General features: G+C 43.2%; 14 protein-coding genes. 10 read left to right on the top strand and 4 right to left on the bottom strand.

The window, feature by feature from the left end; all coding sequences use genetic code 11:
• Positions 1–132 precede the first annotated feature (132 nt).
• Positions 133–723: a YraN family protein gene (locus QT992_RS17125; RefSeq protein ID WP_333313365.1), complete on the bottom strand. Its 591-nt coding sequence runs from the start codon at positions 721–723 to the stop codon at positions 133–135.
• Positions 724–737: 14 nt separating this feature from the next.
• Between QT992_RS17125 and QT992_RS17120 the strand changes: the two genes are divergently transcribed.
• Positions 738–1,253, top strand: a complete 516-nt coding sequence (locus QT992_RS17120; RefSeq protein WP_333313364.1) for a pentapeptide repeat-containing protein — start codon at positions 738–740, stop codon at positions 1,251–1,253.
• Positions 1,254–1,550: 297 nt separating this feature from the next.
• On the opposite strand, the gene dnaG is transcribed toward QT992_RS17120, so the two are convergent.
• Positions 1,551–3,569 (bottom strand): DNA primase, encoded by a 2,019-nt coding sequence (gene dnaG / locus QT992_RS17115; RefSeq protein ID WP_333313363.1) that lies wholly within the window; start codon positions 3,567–3,569, stop codon positions 1,551–1,553.
• Positions 3,570–3,829: 260 nt separating this feature from the next.
• Between dnaG and QT992_RS17110 the strand changes: the two genes are divergently transcribed.
• Both QT992_RS17110 and QT992_RS17105 read left to right on the top strand, forming a co-directional pair.
• Entirely contained in the window at positions 3,830–4,771 is a 942-nt protein-coding gene (locus QT992_RS17110) for an NAD-dependent epimerase/dehydratase family protein (RefSeq protein WP_333313361.1), read from the top strand.
• Between the two features lie 457 nt (positions 4,772–5,228).
• Positions 5,229–7,433, top strand: coding sequence for a tetratricopeptide repeat protein (locus QT992_RS17105; protein WP_333377361.1), 2,205 nt, complete (start codon positions 5,229–5,231; stop codon positions 7,431–7,433).
• 317 nt (positions 7,434–7,750) lie between these two features.
• On the opposite strand, the gene QT992_RS17100 is transcribed toward QT992_RS17105, so the two are convergent.
• Together QT992_RS17100 and QT992_RS17095 are read right to left on the bottom strand one after the other, a co-directional pair.
• Positions 7,751–8,488 (bottom strand): hypothetical protein, encoded by a 738-nt coding sequence (locus QT992_RS17100; protein WP_333341199.1) that lies wholly within the window; start codon positions 8,486–8,488, stop codon positions 7,751–7,753.
• A complete protein-coding gene (locus QT992_RS17095; protein ID WP_333121453.1) occupies positions 8,485–8,811 on the bottom strand; it encodes an MgPME-cyclase complex family protein in 327 nt (108 codons plus the stop codon). Before QT992_RS17095 ends, QT992_RS17100 begins: the two co-directional genes overlap by 4 nt.
• A gap of 77 nt (positions 8,812–8,888) precedes the next feature.
• Between QT992_RS17095 and QT992_RS17090 the strand changes: the two genes are divergently transcribed.
• The 7 genes from QT992_RS17090 (at position 8,889) to csx7 (ending at position 16,150) form a co-directional block, all read left to right on the top strand.
• Positions 8,889–9,131 (top strand): hypothetical protein, encoded by a 243-nt coding sequence (locus QT992_RS17090; RefSeq protein WP_333341202.1) that lies wholly within the window; start codon positions 8,889–8,891, stop codon positions 9,129–9,131.
• 61 nt (positions 9,132–9,192) lie between these two features.
• On the top strand, positions 9,193–11,574 hold the full coding sequence (gene cas10, locus QT992_RS17085) for a type III-B CRISPR-associated protein Cas10/Cmr2 (RefSeq protein WP_333341205.1): 2,382 nt from the start codon (positions 9,193–9,195) through the stop codon (positions 11,572–11,574).
• Positions 11,571–12,296 (top strand): RAMP superfamily CRISPR-associated protein, encoded by a 726-nt coding sequence (locus QT992_RS17080; RefSeq protein ID WP_333341208.1) that lies wholly within the window; start codon positions 11,571–11,573, stop codon positions 12,294–12,296. Before cas10 ends, QT992_RS17080 begins: the two co-directional genes overlap by 4 nt.
• Positions 12,283–13,551: a type III-D CRISPR-associated RAMP protein Csx10 gene (gene csx10 / locus QT992_RS17075; RefSeq protein WP_333341211.1), complete on the top strand. Its 1,269-nt coding sequence runs from the start codon at positions 12,283–12,285 to the stop codon at positions 13,549–13,551. Before QT992_RS17080 ends, csx10 begins: the two co-directional genes overlap by 14 nt.
• A 2-nt stretch (positions 13,552–13,553) precedes the next feature.
• Positions 13,554–14,069, top strand: a complete 516-nt coding sequence (locus QT992_RS17070) for a hypothetical protein (protein WP_333309485.1) — start codon at positions 13,554–13,556, stop codon at positions 14,067–14,069.
• Positions 14,070–14,112: 43 nt separating this feature from the next.
• Positions 14,113–15,279 (top strand): putative CRISPR-associated protein, encoded by a 1,167-nt coding sequence (locus tag QT992_RS17065; RefSeq protein WP_333341213.1) that lies wholly within the window; start codon positions 14,113–14,115, stop codon positions 15,277–15,279.
• A gap of 16 nt (positions 15,280–15,295) precedes the next feature.
• Positions 15,296–16,150: a type III CRISPR-associated RAMP protein Csx7 gene (gene csx7 / locus QT992_RS17060; protein WP_333341216.1), complete on the top strand. Its 855-nt coding sequence runs from the start codon at positions 15,296–15,298 to the stop codon at positions 16,148–16,150.
• Positions 16,151–16,172: the final 22 nt, after the last annotated feature.

Below are 16,172 nucleotides of genomic sequence, written 5' to 3'. Positions count from 1 at the left end.
CATATAAATTAACTGTTATGACAGAGACCCAAAGGGGGAAAGTGTCCGAGTATCCGAGGGGGAAATTTTTTATTCTGCTTTATAATTGCTACCTTCGGATGGCTTTGCCCGATAATTTTTAATTATATATTTTTAAATGCTAAAAGCCGAGCGAATGTATTCTTGCAGGGTGAGTCGGTAGTTTCCTGCAACGGCGGATTGAGCGTGCGCTGCTGTTAATGGTGGTAATAGTCGCTTAGTGTTTTGTTGTGAAGGTTCGCACCTGACTAAGGCGACATCAAAGCGACAAGAATTATTTGCTAAATCTGGATGAGTGCTTAAAAATATTTCGGCTGTTTGCCAAAGTTTGGCTTGTTTTGTGGTAGTAATAGCCAACATTCCACCAGCATCCCAATTTCCCCGGCGGCGAGTTTTCACCTCTACAAATGCTAATGTTTGGGAATGGTGATTGGGAAGAACTTGGTTTTTGGCGGTTTCTTCATCTCTTCCGAGTGCGATGATGTCAATCTCTCCCCAGCGACAGTGCCACTGCCGGTGCAGGATTTCCCAGCCTTGCTGCTGCAACCAGTCGGCGACTAAGTTTTCTCCCAATGTGCCGATATCCCTAGAGTTTGGGGATTGGGGGCAATTGGAGTCAGCGGTGGCGATCCTCTTCGAGGGCTTCGCTAACGGGCGATCGCGCTTTCTGGTAAAATTCAATTCATAACTGTCACGACTGCCCATTAGCTTGAACTTGTATGATGATTTCTCGAATTCGCCAACATATTTATACTTTCTTGCTGAGTTTTGTTATTTTAGCAGTAATTGCCACTGGGGCGATCGGCATTAATCCCGCACCTGCTTTCGCTTTGGATCACGACAAAGAAATCCTAGTCGGCGCTGATTTTAGTGGACAAGTTCTGACTGACGACAGTTTTAATAAAGCTAATCTTCGCAACAGCAATTTTACTAAGGCAGATTTGCGGGGTGTCAGCTTTTTTGCGGCCAATATGGAAGAGGCAAATTTTGAAGGCGCTAATTTCACAGGTGCTACTTTAGATTTAGCTCGCATGATGAAAGCGAATTTAACTAATGCTATCATTGAGGGTGCTTTCGCTTACAATACCAGGCTGGAAGGAGCTATTATTGACGGTGCTGATTTTACAGAGACACTGCTGCGAGACGATATGATAGAAAAACTTTGTAAAGTGGCAAAAGGTACTAATCCGGTGACGGGTAGAGATACTCGCGAAACTCTTTTTTGCGATTATTGATATCAATTCCGGTAACACCAGCAACCGAGGACACGGCAATGCCGTTTCCCTGCCCCGATTCATTGTAGGGAAACGGCACTGCCGTGTCCTGATTTCAGGTAAGGGGTAAGCTGCAACTATCAGCACCCTACAGATAGAGTGTGCGTCTGGGACTGATATCATGTCCGATCGATTAACAATAATATCCCGGCCGGGGCGGGTTTTTGAGCTTGTCAATTATTAGCCGGTATGGTTGGTGAACCCGCCCCTACGAAAATCGCGATCGATCCACCGGACATGATACGATCTAAAATGATATTAACTCCAAGGCACGGAGGTTAAATCGTAAAAATTAACTTGACGCAGCCGCTCTAATTCCTTGAGCCATTCTTGTTCGGCACAGAATAGTTGGTGATATTCTATAGCCTCTTCGCCACTGCTAGCGGCCTTGGCTTTTTCCCACATATTGAGTGCAATTCGGCGGCGCTTCATGCTGATAATTTGCTCGATACAGGCGAGGGCAGATCTAATTACTAGAGGTGCGCGATAAACATTTCTTTCTGAGAACTCATTTAAGTGAAATAAATGCGAGATTTGATTTAGTTGATTGGGATATTCAATGAAGCTATCTTGCAATTTCAATATTAACTCTGAAGGCGCTACTTGTAAAGACATTTTGTGCAAGATTTCTGCATTCACAATCTGGTGCCACAAAAATCTGTGGTGAGAAAGGCTAAACTGCACGTCTCTAGCTTCTATTGCTTCTCTGACATCTTGGCGGTATTCGGGACAGTGCAAATAAATCTGCAATAATTGCGCTTCTGCTTCTTCTAAAAGACTGCGGGCTACGGCAGATAAGCTAGATTTTGAGCTTTTGTTTTCGCCGCTTGCACGCTGCTTTTTATATTGTTTGGTCGGCTTCAGCTTGTTTCTAATTAACAGGGGCATTGTCAAAGATTCGTCTTGACTCTGCCGCCTTGCCCAATCGCTGACTACTTGATTGAGCAAGTTTTCCGCGAGCATTTTTGTGAGTCTAAAATCTCCTTTGCTGAGAATTTCGGCGCTTTTTTGCAAATAATGTGCTAGCTGATTGTCGTCAGTGATATTAGTTAATAATTTTATTATTTTTTTTGTAACTTGCTGGGAAGTATCGGCTTGCTTCAAATCTTGATTGACGAGCATTTGTTGCAGTTGCCAGTCGAGCCACAATGGAGCATTTTCGAGCAATTCTCGATATTGTTCTGGGGAGTAGGTTTTGAGATATTCGTCGGCATCTTTGCCGTCGGGAATGTTGAGCACCCGCAGTTGCACTTCTCCTTGATAAGCGAGTTTTTCTATTTCTCCAATCGCGCGTTCTGCTGCTTGAGTTCCTGCTTTGTCGGCGTCGAAGTTGAGGATAATTTGTTTGGAGTCCGTGTACCGCAATAACTGCCGCACTTGGTTTAAGCTTAAGGCTGTGCCGAGGGAAGCGACGGCGTTGGAGATGCCGGCGGCCTGAAGTGCGATCGCATCAAAGTACCCCTCTACAACCACTGCGCGATCGGCTTTGCTAATGGCTGTTTTCGCCGTATCTAAGGCGAATAAAGTTTTGCCTTTGTCGAAGAGTTCTGTTTCGGGAGAATTGAGGTATTTCGGCTGTTCGTCGCCGAGAGCTCTGCCGCCGAAACCGATGACTCTGCCTTGGGTGTCGCGAATGGGAATCATAATGCGATTGCGGAAGCGATCGTAATAACCGCTGCCGCCATTTTTTCGGGGTACAATTAATCCAGCTTGTTCTACTAATTGCGCCGGATAATTTTTCTGTTCTACTAAATAACTGTAAAGTGCTTCCCAACCTTGGGGCGCATAACCTAATTGAAATTGTTGGATAGTTTCTTCGCTTAGCTGGCGCTCTGATTTGAGATATGCTAGGGGTTCTTCTCCTTGGGTTTGTCGCAAAGCGTGTTCGTAAAAGTTGGCTGTTAGTGCTGAGATTTCATAGAGTTGTTCCCGCAGAGAAATTTGTCGCTGCAATTCTTGTCGGTGTTCTGGTTCGACTGTTTTGACGGGGACTTGATAATTTTTAGCTAATTCTAATACTACTTCGCTGAAAGGGCGTTTCTCCAATTCCATGAGAAACTTAAAAGCATTGCCGCCTGCACCGCAGCCGAAACAATAATACATTTGTTTGCCGGGACTGACAGTAAAGCTGGGAGATTTTTCGTCGTGAAAGGGACACAAACCTACGAATTCTTTCCCGCGTTTCCGCAAGACGACGCGACCGGAAATAACGTCTACTATGTCGGCTCTTTGTTTGACTTCTTCGATTGTTTCTGGATGCAGCCGGGGAACTTGCATAGGGCTATTTTAGGCAAATTGAAATTATTGGAGAAGGAAAGCACTACACGGATGAGGACACGGATACACGGATGAATTATCTAGTCTGAGTGATTTCTCATGAGATTCAAAATCCCAGCCCCCTTAAAAAGGTGAAATAATCAGTGTCAAAGTCACCCTTTGTAAGGGGGATTTAGGGGATATCCGGGGATAGAAAACACGCCCTAGGGCATAATTTTATTGTAAGATATTTACACTAACTGTAAGGAGCATCGAAAATAATGCGAATTTTAATGATGGGCGGTACTCGGTTTATCGGGGTTTATCTTACTAAGATTTTAGCAGCACAAGGGCATGAAGTGGTGTTGTTTAACCGGGGCAACAAGCCTGTACCGGTTGCGGGCGTGAAGCAGATTCAGGGCGATCGCACAAATGTTGAACAATTGCACGACAAGTTATCGGCGGTCGAGTTTGACGCGGTTTTTGACAACAACGGCCGTGAACTCAGCGATACAAAGCCTTTAGCTGAAATATTTAAAGGGCGGGTGCAGCACTTTGTTTACATGAGCTCTGCGGGGGTTTATTTGAAGTCGGATCAAATGCCTCATATTGAAGGGGACGCTACCGATCCTAAAAGCCGGCATTTGGGTAAATGCGAAACCGAAAATTACTTGGCCGAGTCCGGTTTGCCTTGGACTTCGATTCGCCCGACTTACATTTACGGCCCCCAAAATTATAACGATTTGGAGGCTTGGTTTTTCGATCGCATTGTGCGCGATCGACCGATTCCGATTCCCGGTAACGGAATGCACTTCACGCAGTTGGGGCACTGTCAGGATTTGGCTAAAGCAATGGCGGCGGTTTTGGGCAACGAAAGGGCGATCGGGCAAATTTACAACGTTTCGGGCGATCGATTTGTCACCTTTGACGGTTTAGCCCGCGCCTGCATTCAAGCGGCAGGCAAATCCCCTGATGCTATTAAGATTGTACACTACGATCCGAAACAATTTGACTTCGGCAAGAAGAAAGCTTTCCCGATGCGATTGCAGCACTTTTTCGCTTCAGTGAATAAAGCTGTCACCGATCTTAACTGGCAGCCTGAATTTGACTTACTTTCTGGCTTAAAAGATTCTTTTCAGAATGATTATGTAGTTTCGGGGCGGGACAAAGCTGAGGTAGATTTTTCAGTCGATGACGAGATTTTGAAATCAGTTCAAAGTTAAGTTAGAGTGGGAGCATCCCAATGCCGGCCACAATCTAGAACCCCACCCTAACCCTCCCCTTACTAAGGGGAGGGAACAAGAAAAAAAGCCCACAGACTGTCACAGTAAAGTTCGCACAGCGCGCCTTACATCAAAACCAAAGATAGTTAGTTAGAGGTTATAGCAAAATTCCACAATGGCAGGTCTGTAATTATTGAAATCCAAATTCTATACCTGCCGACATGAGACAAGCTAGCTTGGTAAAATACAGCAAAAAATGAGGGAACTCAATTAATGATTGAAGAACTGCACAAGGATTTCACGCGGAAATTTATTTTATGGAAATTCAAACTCCTCCGTTGTCGTTCGACCAATTAAAAATTTTCGAGGGGTCATGTTAGAATTTTCAAATGCCGAAGATTTAACAGCTTGGTTGGAAGCTAATTCTCCAAAAGACTAGGAATATTAGGTAAATCTCATGCTTGGAATAACACTCGGCAATCGCTACAGCATTATCCGTCACTTGGGAGGCGGCGGATTTGCTCAAACTTATTTAGCTGAAGATAAGCAGCTACCAGGCAATCACCTCTGCGTCGTCAAGCAGCTTAAACCTCACGCAACCGATCCCGAAACTCTAAAGGTAGCAAGACGTTTATTCGATACGGAAGCACAAGTTTTGTACAAGTTGGGAAATCACGATCGCATTCCCCGACTTTTTGCTTTTTTTGAAGAGAATCAAGAGTTTTATCTAGTTCAAGAATTTATAGAAGGCCACGATTTAAGTCAGGAAATTATACCCCCCCAAACCCCCCCTTACCAAGGGGGGGCTGGACTTGGCTCCCCCCCTTACCAAGGGGGGGCTGGGGGGGGTTCCTCTTACCAAAGGGCGACTGGGGCGGGTTCCCCTTACCAAGGAGGAACAGCAGGAGTCATGCAGGAAGATGCAGTCATTTGTATATTGCAGGAACTTCTCGAAATTTTAGACTTTGTACACCAACAAAATGTGATTCACCGCGATGTCAATCCCCGCAATATCCTCCGCAGAGATAAAGACGGAAAATTAGTTTTAATTGACTTCGGCGCAGTCAAAGAAATTACTACTCAAATCACCAATCCTCAGCCCAAGAATAGCTTGAGTGTCAGCATCGGTACTCCCGGTTATATGCCCAGCGAACAAGCTCACGGCAACCCGAAACTCAGCAGCGATATCTATGCCGCAGGTGCGATCGCAATTCAGTTCCTCACTGGCATAAATCCTCACCAAATGCCAAGGAACCCCGATACAGAGGAAATTATTTGGCAGGACAAAACATCCGTCAGTCCTGAATTTGCGAAGATTTTAGATAAGATGGTAAAGTACGATTTTAGGCAACGTTATTCTAGTGCCAGCGAAACGCTGCAAGCTATTAAAGAATTGAAAAATTCTTTCAGCGGTACAGTTCCTGTATTGCCTCCGGTTGCTGCTGCGAATAAGCAGGTAAAATCCCGAAAAAAACTGTATTTAAAAATATTGTCGCTCGCCAGTTTAATTGGCATCAGTATTATAGCATCTATTTATGGTGTAAATACTTTTAATGCGGCCAATGCAACTGACCTGTACAACCGAGGTAATACTCTTTACAATTTAAGCCGATTTGAAGAAGCTCTGGCCGCTTATGAGCGAGCAATAAATCTCAGGCCTGACTACGCGGAAGTGTGGCAGGAAAAAGCCAAAACTTTGTACGAATTGAAAAAATATCGAGAATCGCAGTCAGCTTATGATAAAGCCATAGAATTAAAGCCGGAATACTTGGAAGCTTGGACGGGACGCGGTTATGCTTTGGATAAGTTGCAACAGTCTCAAGAGGCGATCACATCTTTTGATAACGCTTTGAAAATCCAGCCCGACTATGCCGCAGCGTGGGAAGGTAGAGGCGATGTTCTGTTAGACTCGCAGCGGTACGAAGAGGCGATCACTTCCTACGAAAAAGCTGTAAAATTTCAGCCCAATTTGTACCGTGCCTGGTACAATCGGGGACAAGCTCACCAAAAATTAAAACAGTACGATCGAGCCGTTGAATCATATCAAAAAGCAGTTGAAATCAAATTCGATAATTATGAAGCTTGGTACAATTTAGGCAATGTCTTCCTAGAAGTTAACAAAAACCAAGAAGCTTTTGAAGCCTACGAAAAAGCCGTGCGATTTCAGCCCAAGTTTTATCAAGGCTGGTACAGTAAAGGCATCGCTTTGCTGAAAATGCGGAGGCATGAAGAAGCGGTAGAAGCTTACGAAAAAGCTGTCAAATTAAAACCGGATTATTATCAAGCGTGGTATAATTTAGGTTGGTCATATCACGAATTACGCAAGTACGAACAAGCAATTGAGTGTTATAACAGAGCCTTAGATTTAAACCCGAAAGAATATCAAGCGTGGTACAATAGAGGCAATGCTCAGTCCAATTTAAAGCGGTACGAAGATGCGCTAGTCTCTTACAATGAAGCCGTCTATGTCAAGCCTGACTACTCGGAAGCCTGGTACAGCCGCGGCAATGCACTGGTGGCGGTAAAAAGATACGAAGATGCGATCGCCTCCTATGACAAAGCTATTCGCTACAAACCGGATTACGGAGCGGCAATGGAAGCAAAAAAGCGGGCAGAAAGTCAGCTAGGAAGCAGCCCGCTAGAATCCCAACAACAACAATAATTGTTATTAGTCCGCTTAGGCGGACTTTGTTTGTGTAAGTTATTCCGCATCTAAGGAATGAGAATTAAATAACTTCCACAAGTTTGTGGGATGGGCGTCCCGCCCGTCCAAAAAGGACGGGCGGGACGCCCATCCCACAATAACAATTAAAATTGTAAGTTATTTAATTCGCGATCCTAAGTTGTATTTTTCGGGCGGGCGAGACGCCCAACCCCTACTCCCCACAATAATTTCATCAAAGTTGACTGTAAAATTTAGATGCGCCTCAGCTTAGTAGCGATTTCACGATCCGAATGATGGTGGGGGTAGGTTATCTTTTACCGAACAGCGGGAGAAATTACGGTAACTCGGCGGCCGTCTACTAACATCGGCCAAAAACCTCGATCGCTCAATGCTTTTACGGCATCAGTAGCGGCGTTTTGATCCGTTGTATAAGCGACGAATAAAAAGGGACGCTGACCGTAGGAAGCTAAGCCTACTTGCGTGCCGAATGCTTGCCTGACTTGGGCGGCTAATTCCGGTTGGTTGAAGTAATCTACTAACACTGCATAACCAGGGCCTAGGGGTTGGGGATTGAAGGCAAGATTGCCACTGGGAGAATTGGTGATTGGTTCAGAACCTGGTGCTGGCTGAGGGTTGTAGACTGGCAAATTTTGGGGTAGTGCCGCTGCGGGCGATCGTACTACGTAAGCTTGCAATCCGACAACATCTTCGATGTATTTAACCCAATCGCTGGCGATTTGCGAGTCGCGAAAGCCGCCAACTCGCGTCACCGTGTCGTTGATGTACTGACAAACCGTGTTGTTAGTATTTCCAGGGAATGAGCGTTTTGCTCTTTCTTGCTGTTCGGGTGTTGGGGTGACAATTAACAGTAGATATTCATCGGACTGGGGCGGTTGGCAGCTCGACTCAGCTTTAACAGAACTCGATAAAATTGTCAAGACCAAAAGGGCGATCCAAGTAGCAGAAAATAGGGGGAGAGACAAAATAATTTTGTACAGTTTACCCCTAATTGTTGTTAGTTTTTGGGTCTGATATTTGGCTATTTTATTCATGCTGTCTGTAGGGATGCAAGGGCATCGGGAATAGTTGGTGATGGTGCTTGAAATTCACCTGTCAGTACATATTCTAATCGCAGTTTCAACCAAGTGATGAAGACTGGATCGGTAGAAATAATAGCGGCTGATGGCTGAGGGCATTTTGCTTTAACTTCTGCCATTGTCGGTGCTTCTAGGAAAGCGGGCTGTTTGACCAACCAGAAGTCTATTTGTTTTTCTTGTTCGTTGTAGTTGCGAGTTCTTTCTTTGAATACTTCATCGAGGGCTTCTTCTTCTAGCAAAAAGCGTTGGCTGGCTAAAACGTAGTAGTAGGTTTGCATTTTTCTCGGTTGTTAGGGGTTGACGGTTTGCGGTTAATGCCGCCTGTACCGACCAGTTTTGCTGGTCAGGGGCGGGTTTGCTCAGTTGCGGTCGTTGGAGAGTTCTAGACTCTTGTGCCGTTTACTTTACCTTATTGCTGTCATCTTGGGTAGATGCAGAGCAAGTCGCCTCAGAAAAATCTTTGGTGGTGAGAGTTGGGGGAGTTGTGAGAGTTGCGAGAGTTGCTGGTTTTTTGGGGATTTGGGCGGTTATTTTTCGGGCTGGTGATTTTCGGGAAAATTTAGGTGACAATAGGAAATTAGATGGAATTGCAGGTTGAATAATTACGAATTATTGAGGCAATCTGGGGGCGGTTAAACCTGATTGGGAGTGGTTTGCATATGAAAAGTTGTTGGAGTGCGATCGCGACTGGTATTGCTTGGTGTCTGGCTTGGGGCGATAAACGCGAACCTCAATTTGAGATCGGCGTGTTGCAGGAAATGCGAGGGGCTTTGAATTCTGGGGAGGAAGTGCCGGAGGATGTGAGGGAAATTGTCGATCGGGTTCGGGAACTTCTGAATATTCCCGAGAAATTTTCCCAAGGAGAGTTTCCCGAAACAATTACTGATTTGCAAAATAAATACCCGAACTTGTGGAATCAGCCGGGAAAAATTGGCTTAGTTTACGGTGGTGTAACTAAGGTTAAGCAGTATGTATTTGAAGACGCAAAACTGCCAGATATTCGCGGTGCATCCGCACTGCTAGACCGCATCAACTTAGTTGATTTACCTGCTTTTTTTGACAAACGTCCTGAATCTCAACGTTACAATATTTACTTGCCAAGAGTAGGAGTCTGGCTAAACGATCACTTTCCGGGTGAACCCAAGCGTGGCGAACCCAAGCTTTCAGCAGCTTTGATTCCCGAAATGATTGTTTATTCTACTGGCGGCAATATCTTAGCTTTCTGTCCAGCAGCTTTTGTGAATGAGTTAGCTGATGCCATTGAAAAACGCTATTCCTATGTAAGCCTAACTGCTAATTCATGCGCGGTTGGAGATACGTTTAAGCTTTTAGAAATTCGATTTGGTTTGCTGCGAGACCCGATAGAACAAACCTTTTGGCTCGATCGATACCGCCAAGAATATAAAAATCCCGTGGTTGAGGCTTACTTTGGCAAGCTGGATAAAGACTCAAACGAACCTGTCGATCCATCTTGTGTGGAAGAGGCGTTTGCAAATCGCAAGAGTTTTAATGAATTAACTACTAAATTGGCCGTGATGTTTAATCAGCGGCGCAGCGGCAATGACTTTAAAGAGCGCCCCAGCCGTCGCTACCCGCCGATGTTGGAAACGCACCCTTATTTGCAAAGGGATGAGGCCGATCGCCGATCGGCTATTACCCGCGCTACAGACAATCCCGACAATCCCAATCAAAAAGGTCTTCCGGGCAATCCTTGGTTTTCGGAGGTTTCTGCGCGCAAACGCAAAGCGGGCGATCGGGCTAAGCACGGGAAAATCAAAGAAACTCATTGGTACACAAACAAAGAATGGGCTGCTGATGTCATTGAAGGTTGGGTTGACAAGTTTGAGGATTTCTTAGAAAACCATCGCGAAAAACTTCAGAAATACTGGGGCGACAACCACCTTGAAGACGTTGAAATAGCTCAATCTTTAACTCAGCTTGGCAGTGTGAGTAATGGCTTTGTAGCCTACATCTATGCCGACGGCAATAACATGGGAGGCTACATTCAAAAAATTACCACTCCCCAAGAATATCAAGATTTTAGCGAAGATGTTGACAATGCTACTAGATATGCTGTTTTTCAAGCCTTAGCTGAGCATCTTCAGCCTCGCCAACTTAAAGGAAATAACAAGTCAGAATCGACTCTTCAAGATGGCGCTTGGATTCATCCCTTTGAGATTATTACTATTGGTGGCGATGATATTATCTTGATTGTACCAGCAGATCGGGCATTGGCGATCGCCAAAACCATCGGAGAACAGTTTGAACAAATTTTGCTCAGACAAGTTCAGATACCCGGTGTGGAAATCAAAGGTGACTATCAAACTCAGCCATCAGAAAAACCTATCGATCTCAGTAAGTGTCACCGCTACTTAAGTCAAAATGCAGGAACTACTAATTGTCAATTAAGTACATCTATCGGCCTGTTGATTGCCGACTATAAAACTCCGATTTACTACGCAAAAAAACTTTACGAACAATTGCTAAAGTCAGCCAAAAAACGTGCTAAAGATTTAAAACAGCACGGATACTGTGGAGGTACAGTGGATTTTTTTGTGATGAAATCTGTAACTGCGCTTTCATCTAGCATCGAGGACTTCCGCAAGAAAGCATTAACCAAAGACAGTCCTCAAGAACTTAAGTTGTACGCCGCACCGTACACTTTGCATGAAATTGGTGGATTGATTGAGTCTGTCAAAGCCTTGAATAAAGCTGAATTTCCCAAATCGCAGCTCTACCAAATTCGCAGTTTCCTAGAACAAGGGAAAAACACAACAATTCTCAACTACCGCTATTTCCGAACCAGACTCAAAGATGGTAATTCAGAAATACTTAAAAAAGAGTTTGAAGAAGCTTGGTGCAAACCAAAAGATCCCGAAAATAATGGTAATCTAGCTCCCTGGATGTCTGTGATCGAGGAAAACAAACGAACCGTATATGAAACCATCTGGCGAGAAATTGTAGATATTTACGATTTCATTGAATTAGAAGATTCCCAATTTAGTTCAGAAATATCGGTAGAGGCGGAGGTTGAATCATGATTGTTCTCACGAATTTATCAAGGTCAATTGAGCCTTACACACTTACAGCAGTAATTGATACAGCTTTGTGTGTAGGCGCGGGCGGTTCCTCCGGTTCCCTTGCAGATAAGCCCATTGTCCGCAATGCAGAAGGAAACCTGTTAATTCCCGGTTCTCAAATCAAAGGTCGCCTCCGCCACGAATGCGAGAAAATTGCTAGAGGCTTGGGTTGGGAGATTTCCGAGTCTCCTAGTCCTGGAAACATGGTAATTCGCCGAGAAAATGCACCGGATAAATTTAAGCGCAGCGAATACGAAGTTTTAGGATATAATGAGACTTATCACTGTTTGATTAGTCAAATTTTCGGCGATCCTGTTTTGCCATCGCGGGTAATTTTTGAAGATTTAATTTGTACGGAAAATCCGGAAAATTTAGCTGATTTTATACGTCCGGGAGTCACAATGAATCGCCGCCGTCGCACCGCGGAAGAAAACAAACTTTACTTTTTAGAGACTTCTCCACCTCATGCTTCACTGAGGTTTGAGGGTCAAATTCATCTGTTACCAAATTGTCCCGATTATGCCAAACCTTTGATATTGGCTGGTTTCAAGCACATTCACGCATTAGGTGGAAGTAAATCGGCTGGTTTGGGATGGCTGAGTTGGGAAACTTTACCGAATTTTGAAGTTACTGATGCAGATTGGGATTGTCTAGCGAAGGGAGGGGAAAATGCAGCGAATTGAACTGGAAATTAAGGTTTTGTCTCCTTTGGCGATCGCCCGTCAGAAACCGGGTGGTTCGATCGGCGAAGCTGTAGACTATATCCCCGGTACGGTGATTCGGGGTGCTGTGGCTGCTCAAATTTTGGATCTATCGAATGGGCGATCGACTGATTTGACCAAAAATGGCGGCGATTTTCAAGCTTTATTCTTGAGTGAAAATCCCGCAATTTTTCAAAATGCTTATCCAGCACTGATATTTGATGGCGATCTAGTCTCTAAAGATACATTTGAAGAATATGGAGTTTTACCTGCAACAGCACTTAGTTCTAAAAATAAGCCGGGTTTCAAAGAGGAAGAGGACGATCCAGAAAGAAATGGCGTTTTTGACACTTTAATCGATCGCTTTTGTGCTGAATCTTATGGATATCCCTACGATCCAAATTGCCCAAAAGATGGAGGGAGAGTTGATTCTGCTGGCATTACTTTTTATGGTAAATTCGACGATATGTATCACAGTCTTAAGGTCAACAAACGCCTACTAACGCGAGTGGGGATTAATCGTCGCAGGGCTACATCTGAGGAAGAAATACTTTACAGTCTGGAGGTTTTGAATGAATCTCAGGAAACCAAACAAGATCCTGTTTACTATCTAGGTGCGATTTTAGTGGAACAGGATTTAGCAGAATCTCTGCGGAATTTTATCGATCGACGCCATCAAAGCTTTCGGTTAGGCGGTTCGACTTCCCGAGGATTGGGGAAAGTTGAAATTGAGACAAAAGAGCCTATTGATGCTAAGATAGATGTGAGCGATCGCATCACTAAATTCAATCAAAAGCTAAAAGATCGTTGGTACAAATGGGAAGTTTTTGGCAATCCTATTCAAGAGTCACCAGCAAACCGCACTTACTTCACCCTGGACTTGCAATCCGATGCTATACTGACTGAAAATTGGCTGCGTACCACTGTAATATCCAAAAAGATGTTGCACCAGTTTGCAGGGGTTGAAGCTCAAGATAAATCTTTGCATTTGGAGGCGGCTTATAGCAGTTATGATTTTATGTCTGGTTGGAATGCGGGCTGGGGGTTGATGAAAGATGTAGAGTTGATTACCACGAAAGGAGCGGTTTATTTGTTCAGTACAACTCAACCAGAGCTTTGGATTAAGAGATTGGGAGAGTTGGAAATGAGGGGATTGGGCGATCGCACTTGCGAAGGTTTCGGACAAATTAAAATTTGCAACCAGTTTCATAATATATTTAGAGAGGAGGCAGTGTAGATATGTTAGAAATTTTAGATATATCCTTACAAGAACAATTAGAACTCAGAATTGAGCGAGAAATCAGTAACCAGATGGACGCAATAATTGAAAAAGTAAACAGGATAGCTAAAAAATTCTCCATTGCCACAAAAGATAAAAAATCTCCCTTCAAAAATGTTCTGGCTGTTGCTACTGATTCCAGTTCTTCCCTTGAAGTTATCAAAAACTACATTCGCTATCAGATAGGTCGCAAAGATTCTAGTCCTATCTGGAAAATCCTCAACGAGGAAGATATGTTTGCGATAGCATTAGTTAAAGAACTTGACAAATTAAATGAGGACGTTACAAAGATATTACAAAAAATGAGAAAGAATCTACCTAAAAGTAATCCTCTGGAATCTTACCTGACCGATACTCAGAATCGGGAGAGAATAGAAAGAAATATTCATCTCAAAATTGCACAGCTCTATCTAGGCTATCTAGCACGAGAGCATACAGCAATGGTAGGAGAGAAAAATTTAGGTCAAGAAAGTTAAACAGACATCAAGATCGAGCGCTCAAAAATTAGGAGAAAAATTTATGTCTACTAAAGATAAAGAGATACGTCGCTTAGTCATTTCAACTGTTGGTACAAGTTTACTTACTAATCAAATTAATAGTAATAAAAAGTCTCAATCAGATTGGTATTTTTGCTTGCAGGATAATGCTAATCTAACTGAAAAAAACCTTGAAAAGGGTTCGGATATTGATAAGATAATTAAAAGCTTAAAGCAGAGTGCTGAAACCAAACTCAATGAAGTTAATACAATCGGAATTAAAGAAGCGAGTGCTGAACTGAATGGTATTTATGGATTGTATAATGATCGACTAGAAAACGGTAAGCTAGACCATCATGTTCTAATTACTACAGATACAGCACAGGGACAAGTTACAGCAAATATTGTTGAAAAATTTTTACGGGATCGAAAAATTAGTGTTGAAGTGTATACACCTGAAAAACTTTCAACAGCAGATAATAAAGTTTTCAATCAGGGAATTGACAATTTACTAGATTGGCTTGATAGACGAGTAAAGGAAGACAAGGAAAAAAACTATGAAATCTATTTCAATTTGGTAGGTGGATTTAAAGCATTGCAAGGATGTATGAATACAATGGGGATGTTTTATGCCGATAAAATTATCTATGTTTTTGAAGGAGCGAGCTCAAATTTAATTACTATACCTCGCTTACCCATAACCGTAGATTATTCCCGGCTGACAGATCATGTACCTACTCTAGCATTACTCGATGCTGGTGCTGGGCTACTTCCATCAAAAACAAAAAACATTCCAGAAGCTATGATTGCAGAAATTGATGGCAAAATGACCATTTCTAATTGGGGACAGCTTATTTGGAATCAGTGTAAAGATGAGTTTTTGTCACAGAAGTTACAAGAGTTTCCCAGGCTATCTTACGACGAAAATAGGTTTCCCAGAGACTATAACAACATTAGTACGGCACAAGAAAAGGTTAAACTCCAAGAAACATTGGCTAAAGTTTCGGGCTTACTCGAAGAATCTAACGGTGATACTAGAGATTTAGTGAAATTAGTTAGTTATTCTCCCTACAAAGGAGCAAAAGAAAAAGAAGTTTATCATTTTTATGTTGGAATACATTGGCGAGTTAGTTGTAAAGTCTCAAATGGAAATCTAACTCTGCGATATTATGGAACTCATGATTATGTAGAAGGAAAAGAAACAAATTAAATTAGGCAAAGAAGAAATGTTTGACACATTCAAAAACCGACTGGAAATCACAGGAACGCTCATAACTGTAACCGCCTTACGCATTAGTAAAGGTCGATCGACCGAACCCACTGGCTCCGATCTACCTGTAATCAAAGATGCTTTGGGTAGACCTTTGATTCCCGGTTCAAGCTTTAAAGGTGCACTACGATCGCGCTTAGAGAGCTTCCTCCGAGGTATCGACCCAAATTTAGCCGAAGATCCGGCTAACTACACAAGTTCAACTAGAAACAATCAAGTCAAATATTTGAAAGATGAACACAAGAATAATGACTTTGAGCTAACACAAGAACTCATCAAAATAACAGACGATATTGGCAGTTTATTTGGCACTCCTTGGATGGCCAGCAAATTTCAAGTTCGCGACTTAACTGTACAACCCGATGCGTGGTTCGGACAATATCAAGAACGAGATGGCGTAGCCATTGACAGAGACACAGAAACCGCCGCCGATGGCAAACTTTACGACTACCAAGTTGTCCCCGCCGCAACTCCCTTTGATTTTAAAGCAGTAGTTGAAAATGCTCATGATTGGGAATTGGGTTTATTAATGATTGGTTTGCATCAATTTGAGACCGAACAAATACCTCTCGGAGGAGGGCGATCGCGCGGCTTAGGAGTGGTTAAACTAGAAATTGATAAGATGCGCTGGATTGATGTCGAAGACCATCCCGAATTTTTGTTAGAATACTTAAAAAAGTTAGTGATGGGAGATGAAACGGCTTATGAAGATGCAGCCGATTATAAAGATGACTGGGTACAAAAGCTGATCGATAAACTCCTGAAAAATAAAACTTCTCAATCATCTCCAACTCAAATAGTTCAAGGCTAAAACTAAACATCCCACACAGGAG

It is taken from the genome of Microcoleus sp. T3_D1, from assembly GCF_036700405.1.
Taxonomy (GTDB): Bacteria; Cyanobacteriota; Cyanobacteriia; order Cyanobacteriales; family Microcoleaceae; genus Microcoleus.
Note: the sequence above shows the minus strand (reverse complement) of the source record. Positions and strands in the feature narration are given on the sequence as shown.

Coding starts and splice junctions, on each gene's coding strand:
- QT992_RS17065 (WP_333341213.1), top strand. CDS start 14,113: ATGTCTACTAAAGATAAAGAGATACGTCGCTTAGTCATTTCAACTGTT.
- QT992_RS17070 (WP_333309485.1), top strand. CDS start 13,554: ATGTTAGAAATTTTAGATATATCCTTACAAGAACAATTAGAACTCAGA.
- QT992_RS17105 (WP_333377361.1), top strand. CDS start 5,229: ATGCTTGGAATAACACTCGGCAATCGCTACAGCATTATCCGTCACTTG.
- cas10 (WP_333341205.1), top strand. CDS start 9,193: ATGAAAAGTTGTTGGAGTGCGATCGCGACTGGTATTGCTTGGTGTCTG.
- QT992_RS17120 (WP_333313364.1), top strand. CDS start 738: ATGATGATTTCTCGAATTCGCCAACATATTTATACTTTCTTGCTGAGT.
- csx7 (WP_333341216.1), top strand. CDS start 15,296: ATGTTTGACACATTCAAAAACCGACTGGAAATCACAGGAACGCTCATA.
- QT992_RS17095 (WP_333121453.1), bottom strand. CDS start 8,811: ATGCAAACCTACTACTACGTTTTAGCCAGCCAACGCTTTTTGCTAGAA.
- QT992_RS17100 (WP_333341199.1), bottom strand. CDS start 8,488: ATGAATAAAATAGCCAAATATCAGACCCAAAAACTAACAACAATTAGG.
- QT992_RS17080 (WP_333341208.1), top strand. CDS start 11,571: ATGATTGTTCTCACGAATTTATCAAGGTCAATTGAGCCTTACACACTT.
- QT992_RS17125 (WP_333313365.1), bottom strand. CDS start 723: ATGGGCAGTCGTGACAGTTATGAATTGAATTTTACCAGAAAGCGCGAT.
- csx10 (WP_333341211.1), top strand. CDS start 12,283: ATGCAGCGAATTGAACTGGAAATTAAGGTTTTGTCTCCTTTGGCGATC.
- QT992_RS17110 (WP_333313361.1), top strand. CDS start 3,830: ATGCGAATTTTAATGATGGGCGGTACTCGGTTTATCGGGGTTTATCTT.
- dnaG (WP_333313363.1), bottom strand. CDS start 3,569: ATGCAAGTTCCCCGGCTGCATCCAGAAACAATCGAAGAAGTCAAACAA.